The 19,895-nt window shown below is 41.4% G+C and carries 20 protein-coding genes; 7 read left to right on the plus strand and 13 right to left on the minus strand.

All coding sequences use genetic code 11. The features are described 5' to 3' along the window. Positions 1-60: 60 nt before the first annotated feature. The 5 genes from bioA to SOI84_RS07715 all read right to left on the minus strand — a co-directional run bounded on the left by bioA (position 61) and on the right by SOI84_RS07715 (position 5,050). Complete coding sequence (gene bioA / locus SOI84_RS07695; RefSeq protein WP_320673956.1) at positions 61-1,386, minus strand: adenosylmethionine--8-amino-7-oxononanoate transaminase; 1,326 nt, start codon at positions 1,384-1,386, stop codon at positions 61-63. A gap of 403 nt (positions 1,387-1,789) precedes the next feature. Then, positions 1,790-2,452, minus strand: coding sequence for a dethiobiotin synthase (gene bioD / locus SOI84_RS07700; RefSeq protein ID WP_320673957.1), 663 nt, complete (start codon positions 2,450-2,452; stop codon positions 1,790-1,792). After that, complete coding sequence (locus SOI84_RS07705; protein ID WP_320673958.1) at positions 2,449-3,201, minus strand: methyltransferase domain-containing protein; 753 nt, start codon at positions 3,199-3,201, stop codon at positions 2,449-2,451. The genes bioD and SOI84_RS07705 overlap by 4 nt, the downstream gene beginning before the upstream one ends. Next, positions 3,198-3,914 carry an alpha/beta hydrolase gene (locus SOI84_RS07710; RefSeq protein ID WP_320673959.1) on the minus strand — a complete coding sequence of 239 codons (717 nt, stop codon included), beginning with the start codon at positions 3,912-3,914 and terminating at the stop codon, positions 3,198-3,200. Before SOI84_RS07710 ends, SOI84_RS07705 begins: the two co-directional genes overlap by 4 nt. Further along, complete coding sequence (locus SOI84_RS07715; RefSeq protein ID WP_320673960.1) at positions 3,911-5,050, minus strand: aminotransferase class I/II-fold pyridoxal phosphate-dependent enzyme; 1,140 nt, start codon at positions 5,048-5,050, stop codon at positions 3,911-3,913. Before SOI84_RS07715 ends, SOI84_RS07710 begins: the two co-directional genes overlap by 4 nt. Positions 5,051-5,178: 128 nt before the next feature. Here SOI84_RS07715 and SOI84_RS07720 point away from each other — a divergent pair, with 128 nt between their 5' ends. Next, the gene (locus SOI84_RS07720) at positions 5,179-7,947 is read left to right on the plus strand and encodes a DEAD/DEAH box helicase (protein WP_320673961.1); all 2,769 of its coding nucleotides are present in this window, start codon (positions 5,179-5,181) and stop codon (positions 7,945-7,947) included. Positions 7,948-7,965: 18 nt separating this feature from the next. Here the strand turns inward: SOI84_RS07720 and SOI84_RS07725 are convergent, their stop codons facing one another. The 3 genes from SOI84_RS07725 to SOI84_RS07735 all read right to left on the minus strand — a co-directional run bounded on the left by SOI84_RS07725 (position 7,966) and on the right by SOI84_RS07735 (position 11,126). Beyond that, a complete protein-coding gene (locus tag SOI84_RS07725) occupies positions 7,966-9,366 on the minus strand; it encodes a class II fumarate hydratase (RefSeq protein ID WP_320673962.1) in 1,401 nt (466 codons plus the stop codon). Between the two features lie 153 nt (positions 9,367-9,519). Further along, the gene (gene purB, locus SOI84_RS07730) at positions 9,520-10,815 is read right to left on the minus strand and encodes an adenylosuccinate lyase (protein ID WP_320673963.1); all 1,296 of its coding nucleotides are present in this window, start codon (positions 10,813-10,815) and stop codon (positions 9,520-9,522) included. Between the two features lie 44 nt (positions 10,816-10,859). Next, a complete protein-coding gene (locus SOI84_RS07735; RefSeq protein WP_320673964.1) occupies positions 10,860-11,126 on the minus strand; it encodes a hypothetical protein in 267 nt (88 codons plus the stop codon). Positions 11,127-11,220: 94 nt separating this feature from the next. Here SOI84_RS07735 and SOI84_RS07740 point away from each other — a divergent pair, with 94 nt between their 5' ends. Next, positions 11,221-12,024: a TlyA family RNA methyltransferase gene (locus SOI84_RS07740; protein ID WP_320673965.1), complete on the plus strand. Its 804-nt coding sequence runs from the start codon at positions 11,221-11,223 to the stop codon at positions 12,022-12,024. Here SOI84_RS07740 and SOI84_RS07745 read toward each other — a convergent pair. Both SOI84_RS07745 and SOI84_RS07750 read right to left on the minus strand, forming a co-directional pair. Beyond that, positions 12,021-12,359 (minus strand): P-II family nitrogen regulator, encoded by a 339-nt coding sequence (locus SOI84_RS07745; protein WP_320673966.1) that lies wholly within the window; start codon positions 12,357-12,359, stop codon positions 12,021-12,023. The two genes, SOI84_RS07740 and SOI84_RS07745, sit on opposite strands and share 4 nt — an antisense overlap. A gap of 37 nt (positions 12,360-12,396) precedes the next feature. Then, positions 12,397-12,624 (minus strand): hypothetical protein, encoded by a 228-nt coding sequence (locus tag SOI84_RS07750; RefSeq protein ID WP_320673967.1) that lies wholly within the window; start codon positions 12,622-12,624, stop codon positions 12,397-12,399. Positions 12,625-12,783: 159 nt separating this feature from the next. Here SOI84_RS07750 and queF point away from each other — a divergent pair, with 159 nt between their 5' ends. Then, a complete protein-coding gene (gene queF, locus SOI84_RS07755; protein WP_320675425.1) occupies positions 12,784-13,200 on the plus strand; it encodes a preQ(1) synthase in 417 nt (138 codons plus the stop codon). Here the strand turns inward: queF and SOI84_RS07760 are convergent. Genes SOI84_RS07760 through SOI84_RS07770 form a run of 3 tightly spaced genes read right to left on the minus strand, consistent with a single transcriptional unit; the run spans position 13,197 to position 16,463 of the window. Beyond that, positions 13,197-14,486, minus strand: coding sequence for a cytochrome c biogenesis protein ResB (locus SOI84_RS07760; protein ID WP_320673968.1), 1,290 nt, complete (start codon positions 14,484-14,486; stop codon positions 13,197-13,199). The genes queF and SOI84_RS07760 overlap by 4 nt on opposite strands. A 3-nt stretch (positions 14,487-14,489) precedes the next feature. Next, positions 14,490-15,209, minus strand: a complete 720-nt coding sequence (locus SOI84_RS07765; protein ID WP_414153633.1) for a cytochrome c biogenesis CcdA family protein — start codon at positions 15,207-15,209, stop codon at positions 14,490-14,492. A 39-nt stretch (positions 15,210-15,248) separates the two neighbouring features. After that, positions 15,249-16,463 (minus strand): putative peptidoglycan glycosyltransferase FtsW, encoded by a 1,215-nt coding sequence (locus tag SOI84_RS07770; RefSeq protein ID WP_320675426.1) that lies wholly within the window; start codon positions 16,461-16,463, stop codon positions 15,249-15,251. Positions 16,464-16,880: 417 nt separating this feature from the next. On the opposite strand from SOI84_RS07770, the gene SOI84_RS07775 reads away from it, so the two are divergent. The 4 genes from SOI84_RS07775 (at position 16,881) to atpE (ending at position 19,825) form a co-directional block, all read left to right on the plus strand. Continuing rightward, positions 16,881-18,071, plus strand: a complete 1,191-nt coding sequence (locus SOI84_RS07775) for a class I SAM-dependent methyltransferase (protein ID WP_320673970.1) — start codon at positions 16,881-16,883, stop codon at positions 18,069-18,071. A 53-nt stretch (positions 18,072-18,124) separates the two neighbouring features. Continuing rightward, entirely contained in the window at positions 18,125-18,598 is a 474-nt protein-coding gene (locus tag SOI84_RS07780; RefSeq protein ID WP_320673971.1) for an ATP synthase, read from the plus strand. A gap of 85 nt (positions 18,599-18,683) precedes the next feature. Further along, the gene (gene atpB / locus SOI84_RS07785; protein WP_320673972.1) at positions 18,684-19,409 is read left to right on the plus strand and encodes a F0F1 ATP synthase subunit A; all 726 of its coding nucleotides are present in this window, start codon (positions 18,684-18,686) and stop codon (positions 19,407-19,409) included. Between the two features lie 167 nt (positions 19,410-19,576). Next, complete coding sequence (atpE, locus tag SOI84_RS07790) at positions 19,577-19,825, plus strand: ATP synthase F0 subunit C (RefSeq protein WP_011125758.1); 249 nt, start codon at positions 19,577-19,579, stop codon at positions 19,823-19,825. Positions 19,826-19,895 lie beyond the last annotated feature (70 nt).

Consider the following 19,895-nt stretch of genomic DNA (forward strand, 5'->3'; position numbering starts at 1 on the left):
AAATAAGTTGGCTGCAGCTGTGCCTAGATTTATTTGAATTTGCTTGCTTTACAAGGTTATCTATAGATCGTCAATTATATCACTTATCACTGAATAGCATTTTTCTAGTTGTGAGTCGCTTATGCATAGAGGGGGCATTAAATAAATCACATTTCCAAGGGGCCTAATGAAAACACCTTTTTCCATTGCACGCTTCTTGATAGTTAATCTAGCTTTATTTAGATACCCTTTCTCTCCTCTATTGCAAAGATTAAATGCGGAAATATTTCCAATCAATCTTGGCTTCTCGATGTTTTCTTTCCTTGAAATCCTTTCAACATAGGGACGGTGTCTATTCTCAAAGTTCTCGTACATTTCTGGAGACTTCTCTAGTAGATCTAGGCTTGCATTAGCTGCAGCACAACCAAGAGGGTTTGCTGTAAAGCTATGCCCATGCCAGAAAGTATGTTTAGGGTCTTCACTAAGAAATTTTTCGAATATTTTCTCTTTCGCCAGTGTGATCCCCATCGGTAAGAAGCCTCCTGTGAGGCCTTTTGATATAGCCATTAGATCTGGAGAAATGCCGGCATTTAGAGATGCAAAAAGTTTTCCAGTTCTCCCAAAACCAGTGAGAACTTCATCAGCAATAAGAAGAGCTCCAGATTCTTGAACTACCCTTTGGACATCTAGTAAGAATTTTTTTCTTACTATTTTCATACCGCCAGCACCTTGAATTAATGGCTCAAGTATTACAGCTGCTGTAGGGGTTAAGAGGTGTTTTTTAAGTTTAGTTAAGGCCAGCCTTTCATGAGTTTCTATTTCTTCATTCCCCCACCAATCTTCTGGCCATGGAACTCTTTTAACAGGAAACAGCATTTTTTCAAAAGGTGCATTGAATAGATTTCGTTCACCGACAGACATTGCTCCAAAAGTATCTCCATGGTAGGCACCTTCGAAGGCAATAATTTGAGTACGATTTTCCCTATTGTTTTGCCAGAATTGACAGGCAATCTTTATGGCTACTTCAACTGCTGTTGACCCATTATCTGAGAAGAATAAGCGTTCAAGTTTAGTTAGACGATAAAGCCTTTCGGCTAAATATTCGGCTTGAGGGTGAAGGAAATCAGCAAAAATAACCTGTTCCAGTTTACTTGCCTGCTCGGAGACTGCCTTTGCTATATAAGGATTGGAGTGACCATGAAGTGTAACCCACCAGCTGCTAATAGCATCTATTAGAGGTAAGCCTCCCTCTCTGTATAAAAGGGCGCCTTTCCCAGTGACTACACGATCAGGGGGGCTTGAGAGCGCTATTTGTGTAAATGGTGGCCAAATATGCTGATTCCAGTCTTGGTTGAGAGCTTGAGATGGGTTTTTGAAATTTATTTCGGTGTTTTGTTTTTTTGACATTTTAAATCGGATTTTTTGATCAGTACTTTTGGAAAAAGCAGATAGGAATTGCCTTCGTACTCGCCCTACCATTTTGATAGCACAGGAGAAAGTCTAATGCATCATTTCTGAGAATAAAATCACCTGGATTAACTTTATTGGCTTCCAATAATGATTAATTTAGGAAAGACTTGTTTCAGTAGGGCTAAGTACGAGGTTGTGATAATCTATGTGGTAAATATGTTCTCACGCCTTGGCATTTTTAAAATGCATTTCTTAATAGCAGTGTTTTCTACTGTTCTTTATATCTTTTGAAAGCTGATTACATTCCACTAAATGAATGAGATTTTCTTCTATATCTGTTAGAAGAACAAGTATACCGCTGCAGAGAATAGCGACGGTAAAAGTGGCCAATATTTGGCGATTATTCATATTCCCCCTTGAGGAGCTCATTGAACTTAGAACGAAGATTTTGTTTATGCCATTGCTTTGAAAGATTTTCAGCATTTAGAGGTTTTAATTGTGGTAATTCTGCGATTACAGGGATTTTACCTATTTTTTCAAGGGTTTTAGGATTATTTGGATGATGGGGACCGTTCAAAATAATTCCTAATACTGGTATCTTTCGTAAATGAAGAGCCTCTAAACTTAGAAGAGTGTGGTTGAGAGTACCAAGACCACTTCGGGCAACAAGAATAACTGGAGATTTCCATTGTTCTATTAGTTTGATTTGTAAAAAGTCATAAGTTAGTGGAACCATTAACCCCCCAGCTGTCTCTACTACAATTGTTTGAGTGTTGTTTGGAAGAACGATCAGTTCAGGTTTTATTAAAGAATCTTCCATTTCTGCTGCCCAGTGAGGAGATACAGGTGCTTTTAGGTTGAAAGTTTCAGGGAGCCATCTTCCCTCTGGTAGCTTTAGTAATTCGCATACCCTGCCCCTATCTCCACCACCATCAAGCCCACTTTGAATAGGTTTCCAATAGGTTGCATTTAGCCCTTGAACAAGTAGCGCACTGACTACAGTTTTCCCTACATCAGTACCTGTACCGCATACAATAATGTTTTTGCTTCTTTTGGTATTCATCGTTTTAGAATGATGATCTGGATGCGCCAGGTTAGAGCACATTTTTTCTCAAGAGATCTTTTCCACGAATTGCTAAGTCTTCTCCACTCCTTAATACTTAAGGGCTTGTTCTTACTGGTTTGTCCGCCAACTCTTCGCATTGTTTTTAAAAGAGATGGGGCGTCATTGGCATATTGAGTAAAGCTATGTATTTTGCGGTATTGGATGCAATGTTTTGGTATTTCGTTGAGTAATGATTTTGGATTAGGTAATGGCAGGGCTGTACAAGGTACTTTTGCGTTATTTGAAGCTTGATACCATTCTGGAAAGCTTCCATCTACAGGAACTGCTAGTGCCAGGAAGCCTCCTGATGCAAGAGAATAGAACCATTCATTTAGTTTACGGGGGGGATCTTCGAGCCAGTGAAGAGTGAAACTTGAGGCGAGTAAACTGGGCAATGTTTCTAGATTTGGAAGACCCTCGCTTAAATCCCAAAGTCTTGTGTGAGAAAGCCTTTTAGTTCTTGAGAGCATTTCATTGCTCCCATCAATTCTTAATACTTGTTGAGCGGGATTTAATTCTTCAAGTGCATCTGCAAGTAGACCAGTCCCTGCCCCCAGATCAACCCAAAGACCTTTAGGCATTTTGTTTCTTGTACATATTTTCGCAAGTCGCCAGGCAATTGCAATTTGTAGCTTGGCGTTCTCATTGTATGAGATAGCAGCTTTGTCAAAGTTTTCTATTACTTCCTGATGCCACAGTTGTTTCATTTGGATGACTCCAACCAGTGCTCAATTCTTTCAATTAGACCATAAACTAATAAAGAATGACCTACACCTTTAAGCCTCCATTCAGTAGGCTTGGTCTGTTGTTTTAGAGTTAATTCGTCTAGCAGGAACTGTTGAACCTCAGGGAGGACAATTGTATCTTCTTGTGCATTAACTACAAGCACTTTTGCTGCCTGAGATATTCCTTCAGGAAGACCACTAGTCCCAATTAGCAGGGTAAGGTCTTCTTGAAGTTTTTTTCTACCTTTGTTAGTCAGGGGTTTGTGGATAGGTCCTGAAGGGAGAGAATTCAGAGGGGCTGGGTAGGAAGCTTTTGTTAGGAAGTTGATTAGCATTTTTTGTTCTTCATCTGTCCCTAATTGGTTCTGCATCCCTTTTAAAGCTGCCAAAAGAGCTCGATTGTTTCTGCCGTTTGGGAGGAACCTGCTAAAGCTAGCCAGAAGCACAAGATGGGTGGCATGTGCATAAATCTTTTTGGGCACTAGATGAGGCCCAAGAGAATGAGCAATTACTACTCTTTTAATTTTTCCTGAGCTCGTTCCGATGCTCTGCCAACTTGGGGAAGACAAGGGAAGTTCTCCATAGCCTCTCTCTGCGCTTTGCCATTGCCACTCATTATCTCGAAAAAATCTTTCCCAATTTTCCCAAGATGAGCTATCACTTCCCCAGCCATGCATTGCGTAAACTTCTTTCATTTTTCTTTTAGGGCCTTAATGACTTTCTCTAAGGTTTGATCAGGCAGCTTTTTGCGAATAACAAGACGCAGTCTGGATGAGCCTTCTGGGACAGTGGGAGGTCTTATGGCTGCACTTAGTAAGCCTTTTCTTTCAAGTTGTTTTTGTTGGTAAAGAGTGGTCTCATCTGACCCCATCAAAATCGGAATAATTGGCCCTTCACCATTTGGAATTTCCCAGCCATTTTCTTTAAGCTTTATACGCCATATCTTTGCCTGTTTTAGTAGCTCAATGCCCCAATGACTATTTTCTTTTATTAGGCTTAATGCAGCAAGAGCAGCAGAGGCTAATGGTGGCGCCAATGCAGTTGTATAACGAAACCCCCCACTGGTTTGGAGTAATTGTTCTCCAATTAAAGTGTTAGTTGCTAAGAATGCACCTCCGCTTCCAAAGGCTTTGCCGAAGGTCCCACTTATCATTACTAATGGATCCTCTATTGCATGGCTAAGACCTTTCCCTTTCGGCCCCATTATGCCAAGCGCATGTGCTTCATCTACAAGCATCTTTGCTCCATATTGATCACATAAACATGTCATCTTTTTTAGATCAGGACTTGTTCCTTGCATGCTAAATAGACTTTCAGTAACCACTAAAGGTTTGGATTTAGGATCTCTTTTTGTGCATCTTTGAAGGCATCTTTCTAAATCTTCACAGCTATTATGTGCAAATCGATGTAATTTAGCTCCAGCGGCTTTTATTCCTACTAGAAGAGAATAGTGGCATAATCTATCTGCAATTATTGGTGTTTGCCGATTGGCTAATGCCATCACAGCAGCAATATTAGCTTGGAATCCACTTGGGAAGAGGAAGACTTTTTCTCTCCCAAGCCAATCAGAAAGTGCACTCTCGAGAGATTGATGAATTAGTCGACTGCCTGTGACAAATCTAGAGCCACCTGCTCCAACACCTTCCTGAGAGGAGGATTCTTGGGCTGCTTGGATTACTACAGGATGTCGACTTAGACCCAGATAGTCATTGCTGGCAAGGTCAATTAGTGATTGTGACTGTTTGGAATCATTAGCAAAAAATTCTGCTTCCCTAGGTCCCGGCCTCAAAATCCTGAGATGACGAAGTCTTGATTGAGGGATATCAGGCATTGTTTCTAATTCGAAAAAGGCTTCTGGGAAAGGGGCTCTTGGTAAAAGAAACTTTGAGCGTTGTGCATAAAGGAGCTTTTGGGTCTGATTTCTTTATTTTGCTTACTAGGATTGAATCTATGAGCTAAGTGGCTCATGTCACGACTTTTTCTGACTTGACCAAGGTCGATTTGAATCCTCTTTCGATTTTTCCTTTCAAGCTGGATGGATTTCAGCTTGAGGCTATTGATTCGTTGAATCAAGGACATTCTGTAGTTGTGAGTGCCCCAACGGGCTCAGGGAAGACTTTGGTTGGTGAATACTCAATACACCGTGCAATTGCTCATGGGAGCAGGGTGTTTTATACCACTCCTCTTAAAGCACTTTCTAATCAGAAGCTTAGAGATTTTCGGGAGCAGTTTGGGCATGAAAATGTAGGCCTAATGACTGGTGATTTGTCCGTGAATCGCGATGCATCAGTGGTTGTTATGACAACAGAGATTTTTAGGAACATGCTTTATATAGAGGCAGATCAGAAGAGTGACCCATTAGAGAAAGTGGAAACAGTGGTTTTTGATGAGTGTCATTACATGAATGATTCTCAAAGGGGTACTGTTTGGGAGGAATCAATTATTCATTGCCCATCCAATATTCAGTTAGTTGCATTGTCGGCAACTGTTGCCAATGCTGGCCAGTTAACTGATTGGATTAATGAAGTACATGGGCCTACGAAATTAGTCGTTAGCAAATATAGGCCTGTTCCTTTGGTTTTTAGTTTTTGTAGTTTTAAGGGCCTGCATCAATTACTTAATGAGAAAGGCACCGGCCTACATCCAAATTGCAAAATCTGGCGATCACCTAAGGGGAATAAGCGGAAGGCTCGCTCCTCAAAGCCCCTCCAACCGAAGTCTCCAAGTACCAAGTTTGTTGTGGAGCAAATGGGAGAGAGAGAAATGTTGCCAGCAATTTATTTCATATTTAGTAGGCGCGGTTGTGATAGGGCTTTGGAGGAGATGGGAGCTCTTTGTTTGGTAACACCATCTGAACAGGTCTTGCTTCGTGAGCGTCTTAGTCACTACAGCGAGCTTAATCCTGAAGCTGTGCGCGATGGAATACATTCGGATGCTCTTTTGCGTGGGATAGCTGCTCATCATGCTGGTGTCTTACCAGCATGGAAGGAATTAATTGAGGAGTTGTTTCAGCGGGGATTAGTGAAAGTTGTTTTTGCAACTGAGACTTTGGCGGCTGGTATCAATATGCCTGCAAGAAGTACTGTGATTTCTGTGCTTTCTAAGCGCTCTGATAGAGGCCATCGGGCATTGATGGGTAGTGAGTTCCTTCAGATGGCCGGACGGGCAGGTCGAAGAGGGCTTGATTCAAAGGGTTATGTAGTCACCGTACAAAGTCGCTTTGAGGGAGTGCGAGAAGCAGGGCAGCTTGCTACTAGCCAGGCGGATCCTCTTGTCAGTCAGTTTGCGCCAAGTTACGGCATGGTCTTAAACCTTCTCCAACATCACACTTTAGATAAGGCTAGAGAAATGATTGAGCGAAGTTTTGGACGTTATCTCGCAAGTCTTGATTTAGCAGATGAAGAGCAACTAATTGATCAACTGAGGAGTCAGTTGAGTGAATTGAATGATGTTGCTGGAGATATACCTTGGCAAGACTTTGAGATATATGAGAAACATCGTGGACGATTGCGTGAAGAACGAAGACTTTTACGCATTCTTCAACAGCAGGCTGAGGAGACACTAGCTAACGAACTTACGTTGGCATTACAATTTGCAAGTGTAGGGACTTTGGTAAGCATTAAGTCTCATCAATTGAAAGCTGGTGTGACACCTGCTGTGATAGTTGAGAAATGCGATGGACCAGGACAGTTTCCCTTATTACTTTGTTTGACAGATAAGAATATTTGGCTTTTATTACCGTGCCATTCAGTCGTAAGTATTCATGCAGAATTGAGTTGTTTAAATGTTGGCGAAATTAAGAGACCTGATTTATCTCGACCTGGAGAGATATGTCATGGTAATGATCAAAGTAGAGAAATTTCTCTTGCAGTTTCAGATATTTCTAAGCGCCATGAGATGCGCAGGCCACAATATGATTTAGCAGGTGAAGTGATTGCACAAGTTGAGTTGGTTAATAGCCTGGAGAAAGAGTTAGAGAGTCAACCTGCACATCGATGGGGTGATCGAAAGAAATTGAAAAAACATCGCCGTCGGATGGAACAGCTAGATCACGAGATAAAGGAACGTCAATTGCTTTTGCATCAAAGAGCCAACCATCATTGGGAAACTTTTTTATCTTTAATAGATATTCTTCAGTATTTTGGATGTCTCGAAGAGTTAACTCCTACTCAAATGGGACGTACGGTTGTTTCTTTGAGAGGTGATAACGAGCTTTGGCTAGGTCTTTCTTTAATGAGCGGACATTTAGATGATTTGCCTCCACCAGAACTTGCAGCAGTATTCCAAGCTATTAGTAGCGATGTGAATCGACCAGATCTTTGGAGTGGATATCCAACCCCTCATAAAGCTGACGAAGCTTTAAATGACTTAAATGATTTAAGACGAGAGCTTTTAAGGATGCAGGAACAGCACCAACTGTTTATTCCTGCATGGTTTGAATCAGAATTGATGGGCCTTGTAGATGCATGGGCAAGAGGTACGTCTTGGGGTGATTTGATTTCAAATACCTCTTTGGATGAAGGAGATGTTGTTCGAATAATGCGGAGAACAGTTGATTTGCTTTCCCAAGTCCCCTATTGCGAGTTGGTGACTGAGCGACTTCAAAAAAATGCACGAATTGCTTTGAAAGCAATTAATCGTTTCCCAGTTTGTGAGGCATATGACCTTATTAATGAGGCGGAAGCAGAGAAAAGAGGTTTAAACCCTGCGACAGAACGTGTTTCATAGCAGCATTAACTGGGAGTCTTAAGGAGTTGGACTAGTCATCTTTTCAGGATCAATAATTCGATCAAATTCATCGCCACTTATATAATTAAGCTTAAGAGAGGCCTGCCGTAAACTTAAGTTATTTTCATGAGCATATTTAGCAATTTCACTTGCTTTATTATAGCCAATTACTGGTGCTAATGCTGTTACAAGCATAAGAGAATTTTGTAGATAATCGTTTATTTTTGATCGATTTGCTTCCATCCCTTCAATCATCCCTATTCGACAGGACTTGCATGCATCATGCAGCAAATTAATACTATGAAGCAGATTGAATCCTATTAGGGGCTTGTAGGTATTCATTTGGAGATGACCTCCGCTCCCGGCCATTGCTACAGCCGTCTCAAGCCCCATGACTTGAGTGCAAACCATTGACATTGATTCACATTGAGTAGGATTTATTTTGCCAGGCATTATTGAACTACCCGGCTCATTGGCTGGGAGGCTTAATTCTCCTAAGCCTGTACGAGGCCCACAAGAAAGAAGGCGGATGTCATTTACGATCTTTAGAAGTGTGATTGCAAGCATCTTGAGTTGAGCCATTGCATTTACTAGCCCATCATGATTCGCCATAACAGCGAACTTGTTGTTTGCTGAGAAGAAAGGTAGACCAGTAATTGTTGTTAGAGTCTTGGTGATTTCAATATCAAAGCCAGCAGGTGTGTTTAGGCCTGTGCCAACTGCTGTGCCACCTAGAGGCAAAGGGTAAAGTTCAGTGAGACTTTGTTGAATACGGGAGTAAGCATGAATCACTTGATCTCTCCAGGCGGAAGCCTCCTGCCCAAGGGTTAGTGGTACAGCATCTTGTAAATGTGTACGGCCAACTTTAATTATCTCACCCCAAACTTTGCTTTTATTATCAATAGCTTGGATGAACAATTTTAGCTCAGGTAATAGTCTATTTTTAAGGCTAATTGCTGCTGCAATATGAATCGCAGAGGGGAAAACATCGTTAGTTGACTGTGATTTATTTACATCATCATTTGGGTGTAAAGGTTTTTGGCTTCCAAGTTGTTCACCAGTTTCTTTGGCAATGATATTGCTGATAACTTCGTTGATATTCATGTTGGTTTGTGTCCCGCTACCCGTTTGCCAGACACGAAGCGGAAACTGATTGTCAAATGAACCATTAGAAATTGATTTTGCGGCTTTAACGATTTGATCTTTTTTAGAGTTTTCCAATAGGCCGAAATGTTCATTCACGATTGCTGCTGCTTGTTTAATTAAAGCAAGTGCATGAATTATTTCAGTAGGAATAGTATCTTCAGTAATTGCAAAGTTCTTTAGTGATCTTTGAGTCTGAGCGCCCCATAAGACATCAGCTGGTACCTCGATAGGGCCAATGCTGTCATGCTCAATGCGAACTACTGGTTTAGTCATTCATCCTTTGTTGATGGAGATGGATCCTTTAGAACACATAACTTACTTTCTTAAGAGCTTGAATAAGTAAGCTTTCAACTTTATATTAGGAGTTTTTGCGAATTTGTAAAACTTCTGCTTGAAACACTTTCCTCATTAGATTATATGGTTCATTTATAGGCCCAGCCTTTCCCATATTACATCTAGATTTGATTCATATGAGTCGGTGTTAAAGCAATTGGCAAGGTGATCTGCTTTTAATACTGAGAGAACTTCATTGTCTGATTCAAGGTTTTTTCGGAAATTGCCCTCTTCTTTATTCCAGGCTGAATGTGCATTTCGTTGAACAATTTGATATGCTTTCTCGCGACTCATTCCACACTCAACAAGAGCTAAAAGAACTCTTTGGCTGAAGACTACCCCCCCATAAATATTCATGTTTCGCTTCATATTTTCAGGATAGATGCCAAGACCTTGCATGATTTGTGTCATTTCTCTTAGCATAAAATGAAGTGTTGTTGAACAGTCAGGGAGCATCATTCTCTCGGTTGAACTATGGCTAATGTCTCTTTCATGCCAAAGAGCTACATTCTCAATTGCTGCGATTACATATCCTCGTAAAACTCTTGATAAGCCGCTAATTCTTTCACTTCGAATAGGGTTTCTTTTGTGAGGCATGGCAGAGCTGCCTTTTTGACCCTTGGCAAAATTTTCTTCTACCTCAAGGACATCAGTACGCTGTAGATTTCTGATTTCCGTTGCAAATCTATCTAGCGAAGCACCTATTAAAGCAAGGGTTTGCACATAATCAGCATGACGATCTCGCGAGATTACTTGTGTACTAGCTGTATCAGGTGTAAGACCAAGCTTTTGGCATGCAAGACGTTCAACCTCTGGATCGGTGTTTGCATAGTTGCCCATAGCACCACTTATTTGACCTGCGGAAATATCTTTTTCTAGGCGGTCTAGGCGAAGTCCGTTTCGTTTGGTTTCTGCTAGCCAGCCTGCAAGTTTGAATCCAAATGTGATTGGCTCTCCATGTATTGCATGCGACCGTCCGATCATGACGGTGTTTTTATGTTGCTTAGCGAGTGAATGGATTGCGGCTTCAAGTTGATTCAACTCTTCCTTCAACAATTTCACAGAAGCTTTCATTTGGAGTGCCAAGCCAGTATCAAGTACATCGCTACTGGTCATTCCTAAATGGATGAAGCGCCCTGCATCTCCAACATGTTCATTTACGTTTGTGAGGAATGCAATGACATCGTGACGCACCTCAGCTTCGATTTCCAGAATCCTGTTCTCGTCAAAGGCCGCTTTTTGACGGATCTGGGTCATCGCATCATGGGGTATTCTTCCTAGCTCAAAATTTGCTTCGCAAGCAGCGATCTCAACGTCTAGCCAGCTTTGGTATTTGGCCCTGTCATTCCAGACATGGCTCATTTCAGGGAGAGTGTATCTATCAATCAATGGTTCTTAAATGCCTGAGAGTTTGTTGAACTTAAACCCTTTTATCATGCAGATTTCAGACGGTAGTGCTCTACTTCCCAATGCACACATTGTCCCCAGGCTTGTTGACGAACCCAGCAACGACCTCCTTTGCAGTTGATGACTTCAAAAGGGGGTAGATCACTTGGTTGATTGTCTAAGGTAACGAAACATCCTGGCTGTAGAAGTTCAAGCACCTTTTTGGATTTTGCGATATACAAGCCATACAAGTTTTTGCGGCCTTTTTGCTTTTTTCGCTGTTGTGATGGCTTATTAGGTTTAGGAGGAGACATTCCTTGGAGTTCTTGTTTGAATGATCTTCATGCGTTTTTGCCCTTTTTTGCTCAGTTGATTGGTTTTTGTTCGGTTTTTATCTGAATTTCAGCAATGTCCCGTAAAAATCGTCTTGATCTCCATATGTTCCAGAAAGGCTTGGTAAGCTCCCGTCAAAAGGCCCAACAGTTAATACGGGCTGGAAAGGTCAGAGAATCTAATGGTCAGCTGCTTGATAAGCCTGGTCAGGAAGTTCGAGATGACATAGAGCTTTTAATTAAAGAGTCTCCAAGATTTGTTTCTCGTGGAGGACAAAAACTATTAGGTGCTATAGAAGCTTTCAAAGTTCAAGTTCAGGGAAGAGTTTGTCTTGATGCTGGTATCTCCACTGGGGGCTTTACTGATTGCCTTTTGCAGTATGGAGCAGAACGGGTTTATGGGATTGATGTTGGTTATGGGCAAACAGCATGGAAAATACGTACAGATCCTCGTGTGGTGTTAAGAGAACGAACTAATTTGCGTACTTTGAACCCCGATGATCTTTTTAGCTTTGAGGACCCTTTCCCGAGCCTTGCAGTAGCAGATTTGTCTTTTATTTCTTTGAAGTTAGTACTCGCTCCATTAAAGGATTTGCTAGAGCCCCTTTCTCCCGAAGCTATTCTTTTGGTGAAGCCTCAATTTGAGGTTGGACGTGAACGTGTAGGAAAAGGGGGAGTAGTCAGGAATCCCGATGCTCATCTAGCTGCATTGAAAGGTGTTTTAGCTTCAGCTAAAGATTTAGGTTGGTTTCCTCAGGGAATAATTGAATCACCAATAACTGGTCCTGCTGGAAACCATGAATATTTGCTGTGGCTAGGAATCGATAAATTTAAAGACTTCCCAGATATAGAAGATTTGGTATCTAAGACTCTGCTTTAGAGAGCAGAATTATCCCTTTCTCCTGTCCTAATGCGAATTACAGATTCAACTGGGGAAACAAAAATTTTCCCGTCACCTATTTCACCAGTTTTTGCAGCTTCACCAATTGCGCTTAATACAGCATCCACATTCTCATCATTCACAACTACCTCTACTTTCAACTTCTGAAGAAACTCCACAGTAAATTCAGAGCCTCTGTAACGCTCCACTTGTCCCTTTTGACGACCAAAACCCCTGACTTCGCTTACTGTCATTCCAATTATCCCTGCATTAACAAGGGCTAGTTTTACGTCCTCAAGTTTGAAAGGGCGAATGATGGCCTCAACTTTCTTCATGATGTTGCTAATGGAGAATTGATATGAATTTAGTTTGTCAGAATCTGCCAGGAACTGTAGGAGACGGCAAGAAATTAAACATCACTCCCGCTTCGGCAGCATCTTTAACAAGTTCTTTGGCATCTCCCTGAGGTATTTTCACCTGGTCATTTGCTAGAGCAGCCCAATGTTCATCTTCAAAATGGGTCTGTAGCCAAAGCATGCCATGAATGCTTATAGGACTTATTAAAGCTCCGCCATCTGAACTGGTTAGCAAAATGTCCATAAACAGCTAATTAGCTTGTGCTGACCTATTAGGGGGGCTAGCGGCTAATTCTGATGTTGCCGTTGTTACCAATTCCAGATTTGAGGTGGTGAAAGTTCATTTGAATTTGGATTTGAGTAAAATTTGCTCAGACCGAGTATCAATGGAGGGGAAATTGTTTTGCTTGAGAGTAAAACTGATTCAGCGACAGAATCTCCTCTATATGGAGAAAGGGCAATTAAGGACTCGAGGTTAATTTGCTTTGAAAACCCAAATAATAAAAGGCCTTATGAGATTTCTATTGAGTTGCCCGAGTTTACATGCTTATGTCCTTTTTCTGGTTACCCTGACTTTGCAATAATTCGTCTCATTTACCAGCCTGAATTAAAAGTTTTAGAGCTTAAGGCTCTTAAGCTCTATGTAAATAGTTATCGGAACAGAACCATTTCCCATGAAGAGGTCGTCAATAGGATTCTTGATGATATTGTGGAGGCTTGCAATCCTAAGTGGGTCGAATTAGAAGCAGACTTTAATCCTAGAGGAAATGTTCACATGGTAGTAAGAGTTACACATGGAAAAAAAGAGATGTTTGATTAGTTTTTTATAGCTTGGGAAAGAAGGATTGGTAATTCATTCGCCAGCCCAATTAGGTTTCTATTTGATAGTCCACCCACATGAATAACAGATTCATTTGGATCTTTTATTACCCAAAGCTGCTTGGTCGCAATCATGCTTAAACTTCCGCCTAAGAGGATAACCGCAAAACCTGTATATACCATTGGTACCCCTGGATCACGTTTTAAAAGTATTCCGCTTGCTGCTAGGACGTCTAATACCTGAAGGGATAGACCATTTATTTCAATCTTCTCAGATCCAGGGCGAAGATTATTGATGAAATTTCCTTCTTCATCGAAGACTTCTATGGGACCTTTTTCATTAGAAATTGTGAGGAGTAATGGGTTCTCGCCACTAGGGCTAGTTGGAAGTACTAATCCCCAAATTTGTTCTCCTAATTCGGGAAAACTTTTTAGAGGGAGTTGGAGCTTAGGGCTATTCCCAATCCGTACTGTTAATGCGGCCAAAGACCAGTCCGCTTGATAAATGGTCATTCCATGGATTCTTAATGGATGATTAACACTTATTTCCCAAAAGGAACTTTTAGAGGCTCCTGGTTCAATTAGTTCTAGTTTTGAACGAAATTGTTCTGGACGACCAGTCTGATCACGATCAATTTGAAATTTGTCAAGATTGATTGTTAGCTGATTTATACCATTTCGATTTAGGAGGTCAAATGATCTCCCGGGGGCTAGGAATCTTTCGATTTTTTCACCTTGTAGTGAACCCCAAACTGCTCCAATCATCAATAGAACAATGCCAAGATGTATAAGAGGAGGACCAACTCGGCCAATTACACCTTTGCGAGCTGCTAGACGATCTTGGTTGTTTTTGACTTGCCAACCTTGTTTTTTTAAATGTTTGGTTAGGTAATTAAGCTTTTCAGTTTGTTTGGGTATAGAAAAAGTTTCTGCAAGAGCTAACTTCCCGAGCTGCTGAGGCTGTAAATAATCAACCCATTTTAAGTTCGCTCGGAGGGTTGGGATCTGTCTCCTCCAGCTACAGGTGATAAGTGATAAACCAAGCCATATTAATAAAGTCAAAAACCACGCACTTGTGTAGACGTGGTCCAATTGAAGGGATAAAAGTAATTCTCCTTTAATTAATCCGAGCCATGGTTGCTGGTTATAGGTATTTAGATAAACATCTTTTGCTTGATTTTGTGGAATTGTTGTTCCCAGAGCACTGGCAATCGCGATGATGAAAAGAAGAGCTATTGCAATTTTTAAATTTGAGATCCAGAAAAGTAGTCGATTGATAGTTTTCATGGTTTATATCCAACGACTTAGAAGACTTAGCAAGCCAGTACTTAGAAAAAAGATCCCACTTAAGGCCGGAATCCACTTTGTTATTGGCCTAATTGCTAGCAGGTTAGGGATCGTTGCTGCTGCAGTGCCTGCCAGCATAAGAGGGATCACTTGGCCGATACCAAACGCTGCTAGGAATATGGACCCAATAAATGGATTCCCATGCTGAGCTATCCAGCCAAGCAACACAGCTAACACAGGAGTGGAACAGGGTGATGATGCGAAGCCAAAAGCCATTCCTGCAGCTACAGGTGCATAGGCTGTGGGAACTCGTTCTTGCCATGCTTTAGGGTCTGGTCCTTCAGGAAAAGGTAATTTGATGAGCCCAAGCAAATTTAGCCCCATTAAAATTGCCAGGATTGAAACTATTGTTGGAATTAATGGCGGCACTTGTCCATAGATTCGACCTACTAATCCGCTTAGACTTCCGAGGAAAATTAAAGAGAAAATAATCCCACTACAGAAAGAAACACTTCTGCGCCAAGGAGCTGCCTGATTATCAAATCCTGCAAGATAGGCAACAGTGACAGGAAGGAGTGATAACGAGCAGGGACCAAGGCTAGTTAACAATCCTCCTAAAAAGACAATTGCAATAGTGAGGGGTCCCAGGTGCTCAAGACCATGCTTCAGCAACTCTTGACTAGTACTTGCAAGATCAGAAATGGCTAATTCAAGGGAATGTATGGCTTTGGTCGGCTATGCCGGGTGAGGTTGATTTGTTTACTATCTTATCGATTTTTGAACTTTATTGGGTCTTCTGTCTGGAAGGAATCCTGTTGATTCAAGTGAGCATCTAATCAGTAAACCTGCTAGAAATAAACTTGAGATTAGAGAATTTCCTCCGTAGCTAACTAGTGGTAAAGGTAAGCCAGTTGTTGGCATTGCTCCAGAAGCTACAGCAATATTCATTATTGATTGACCAACAAGAATTGTTGTTGAACCAATGGCCACTAATTTTGCTTGATTGTTTCTGCATCTAAGTGCAACCCTTAGACCTAGAAACGCAATTAGTAGGAGAAAAAATAAAAGCATTAGAGACCCGATGAAGCCAAATTCTTCTGCGAAAACAGCAAAAATAAAGTCTGTACTTTGTATAGGAAGATATTGCAATTTTTGAGTAGAGAGTCCATAACCCTCACCAAACCAGCCACCTGAACCTATCGCCAAAAGACTTTGGATGAGTTGATATCCCGTGCCTTGGGGGTCCTGCCAGGGATCAAGAAACGAAGTTACTCTTAGTCTTTGGTATTCATTCAAAAAAATACTTGCTGTGCCCAATAAGCTTCCTGCAATTGCAGTAGAGAATAGGCTCCTTAAACGTACTCCAGAGGCTAAGGCAATCAGCCAAATGAGGATGCCTATTAGTCCAGCAGTGCTTAAGTTTGGTTGTTTTAAAATAAGTAAAAGTAATGTCGCGAAAACTCCCAGCCAGAGTAGTTTCTGATCTGAACTAATTCTTTTCCAATGTGCAAAAGTGCTAGCTGCCTGGAGAACAACAAAGGGCTTAATTATCTCTGATGGCTGTATCTGTATTGGCCCAAGAATTAACCATCTACTAGCTCCATTAACTGTGCTCCCTATGAGCAGGGTTGCACCAACCAGAACACATCCAATTATCACACCAGTTCCAGCAAGCTTGAGCCAGCGCCTCAGACTTGTTGAGATGACCAGAAAAAGAAGACTCCAGCTAGATAGAAGCCAGAGAATCTGTCTTTTTATGTAATAGGATCCATCACTCATTTCTCTAGCAGCTACCCACCAACTGGCTGAACCGAGAACTAACAGCCCTGCCAGGCTCCAAAACCCTAAAAGACTTAGTAAAAGCCTTGTTTCTGCAGGCCAGAGGCTCCAAGGGAGAGGAAGTTGTTTTTGCCAGAAAGAAATTTCTTTTGGATATCTTAGAAAGCTTTCCTTGCCCTTTGCATTTCTATAAGGCATCTCTCTTTTTATTGGCTTTGAGGGGTAACCCAAGAGATGAAAAGAGAGCATTTGACTCTATTGATACGTCTATAGAGTGTTTTGCCAAGTCTGAGCGCAAACAAATAAATACAAGAGGTAGATTTTGTCGAGTTTTTAATAAAATAGATTTTTTGATATAAGGCTATAAGCTCATTTCACATAGGAGATGAAAATGAATGCTCTTAATCGTATGCTTATAAGTTGAATTTTATTATCTTTTGCTTGATTTAATTAGGGAATTCTAACATTTACCTGACCTTAAGATATCGTTTGTATTGTACTTCTTAGGTGTAAGAGAATGCAGTGGTAAAGTTATATTTTTTTTTACTCTGATCATATAGCTGTTTATAAAAGCTATGATTTGTTTTGTATTCATAGATTCTGGAGCAGTCTCAATTGAGTCAGACTTCGTGCGCTGTTAGCGATTTCTATGATCGTTTCCCATACCCTGGTGATGTGCTGATAGATGGCCCTCCCCCTGGATACAATTGGCGTTGGTGTTTTGAGGCAGCCTATGCTTCATGTTCCGGCACTTTGTTTGGTTCAAAGCATGAACAATTTACGCCAAAGATTCTTGATGCAGGTTGTGGGACTGGAGTTAGCACAGATTATCTAGCTCATTTGAATCCTGGGTCGGAAATATTTGCCATAGACATCTCTAAGAATGCTTTGAAAATTGCATCAAAACGTTTATCTCGCTCTAAAGCATTTGATATTGCGAAAGTCTCTTTTGAGAAGACTAGTTTATATGATTTACCTCATATAAACTATTTTGATTTCGTTAACTCCGTAGGGGTTTTGCATCATTTGACTGATCCATCCTCTGGTTTAAAAAAACTAGCTTCATGTATGAAACCCGGAGGTATTTTGCATATTTTTTTGTATGCAGAAGTTGGGCGCAGGGAAATAAGAAGTGTTCAGAGATCATTAACTTCTCTTGGATTAGTCCCAAATGATCAGGGAGTTAGATTAGGGCGCAAAATGCTATCAGAGTTGCCTTGCTGCAGCCAATTACGTAGGAATTATGAGGAGAAATGGTCTGATGAATGTAGAGCAGATGTGAATTTTGCAGATATGTATTTACACCCTCAAGAGGTTAATTATAATCTTGATACTTTGTTTCAGTTGATTGAGAATACTGACCTGATTTTTGTGGGATTTTCTAACCCTGAGACTTGGAATATTGCTAGGTTGTTGAAGGGAGAACTTCTTGCAATTGCTAAGGAGATGTCATTAATGAAGCAGTGGAAGCTTATTGAAGACTTGGATTTAAGCATAAGTCATTTTGAATTCTTTCTCGCTAAGAAACCTTTTCCTATTTTGGACTGGGTAGATGATTCCAGTTTACTTTCTGCTTCTGGAAAGATAAGTCCTTGTTTATGGGGATGGCCGACTAAAGATTTGCTTGATAGAGATATGGCGCCCTTGAAGTTGAGTTCTGAGTCTTTCGAGTTTTTGAATGTATTGCATTCATCACGTCCTGGAACGCCATTAAGCGAGTTGCCTCTTGGATGGTCATCAAGTCAGATCGCTTCTACAGCAAGGGATTTGTTGTTACGGCATGTAATTTTGATCTCTCCAGGCTGAAGCCCGCAACATGGTAGATTCCGCGGGCCTTTATAGAAAGAGCCTCGGCTCATTTGCTGGCATCTTCTCGGACTATTCCTGAACCCGATCCCTTGAAAGGAGATCAGACTTCACTGGAAACAGTTGGGGTAGAAGGCGTTGCCGGCGAGAACCTAGAGTCAAATTTGCCCTCGGATGTAGACAATTCTTCGCTAGAGGAATTTCAAAACTTTCAGAGTGGTTCAATTTTTTCAACTTTGGTTCTTGCTGCCTTGGCGGCCGCAATTACTGCGGTTTTCTCTGATTTTCATATCGCCAGCAGCTTGCTTGTTGGTGGTTTCTCAGGAGCTTTATACCTGTGGCTTTTGTCTCGCAGTGTTCAAAAGCTTGGGAAAGATTCACAGAACTTGGCCAAAACGCAACTTCTTGTTCCAGTAGTTCTTTTTCTGGCATCTACAAAGTTGCCATTTTTGGAACTTTTTCCAGCAATCGTTGGCTTTTTCCTTTATAAGCCAGCAGTCCTTCTTAAGGTTTTCTTGAGTGATTAAACTTGAGTCAAAATCAATGCCTGTTGGACTTTTTTAAAGGCTTCTCAAAACACAATTGTTTTAACTAACCACACTTAAACTCTAAATGGGTACCTTGCCATTTATTTTTCCCTTTGCCGAACTAGAGGTTGGCCAACATCTTTATTGGCAAATAGGGAACCTTAGGCTTCACGGCCAGGTTTTTATGACTTCCTGGATAGTGATAGGTGCCTTGTTAACTCTTGTGGTTGTTGGCACTAGAAAGATGGATAGGGATCCAAGAGGGGTGCAAAACCTCCTTGAATTCCTTTGGGATTACATTCGTGATCTTGCGAGAACCCAAATTGGGGAAAAGGCATATCGCGATTGGATGCCCTTCATAGGAACATTGTTTCTTTTCATCTTTGTAAGTAATTGGGGAGGAGCTCTCGTCCCTTGGAGATTGATAAAGCTTCCTAGTGGTGAACTAGGTGCGCCTACAGCTGATATCAACACAACTGTTGCGCTTGCTTTGCTCGTCTCACTCTCTTACTTCTATGCAGGTTTGAGTCGAAAGGGTTTGCGGTACTTCGAGTACTACGTTCACCCGACTCCAATCATGCTCCCTTTCAAGATTGTTGAGGATTTCACAAAGCCTCTTTCACTTTCGTTTCGTCTTTTTGGAAACATCCTTGCAGATGAATTGGTTGTGGCTGTTTTGGTTTTTCTAGTTCCTCTCATTCTTCCAATTCCAGTGATGTTTCTGGGCTTGTTCACTAGTGCAATTCAGGCTTTGATTTTCGCCACTCTTGCCGCTTATTACATCGGTGAGGCGGTCGAAGAGCATCATTGAGATCAAAATTTTTTCTAGGTCAAAATTCCATTTACCTAGCAAATTTTCTTGCGCAGAGGTCTGAAAAAAACAGACCCATCTCAAAAAAATTTTGAGATGTCCCCTCGCAGGTATAAACTCCCGGTCCCCTTCGCGCGTAACTAGCGCATCACATCCTTAGCTCAAACATGGATTCCATTACCACCGCCGCTTCTGTTGTTGCTGCTGGACTTGCTGTAGGTCTAGGTGCCATTGGCCCTGGCATCGGACAAGGCAGTGCTGCACAGGGCGCTGTTGAGGGTATTGCTCGTCAGCCTGAAGCTGAGGGCAAAATCCGCGGCACACTATTGCTTTCCTTCGCCTTCATGGAATCGCTAACCATTTATGGCCTAGTTGTTGCCCTTGTGCTTCTTTTTGCCAATCCCTTTGCAGGTTGATCCTTTAATTCGGATAATTCCTCTCTTCAATTCACCTCATAAGGGCTCAATTGAAGCGTTGTTTTAAACC

This window comes from Prochlorococcus sp. MIT 1341, from assembly GCF_034092415.1.
Lineage (GTDB): Bacteria > Cyanobacteriota > Cyanobacteriia > PCC-6307 > Cyanobiaceae > AG-363-P08.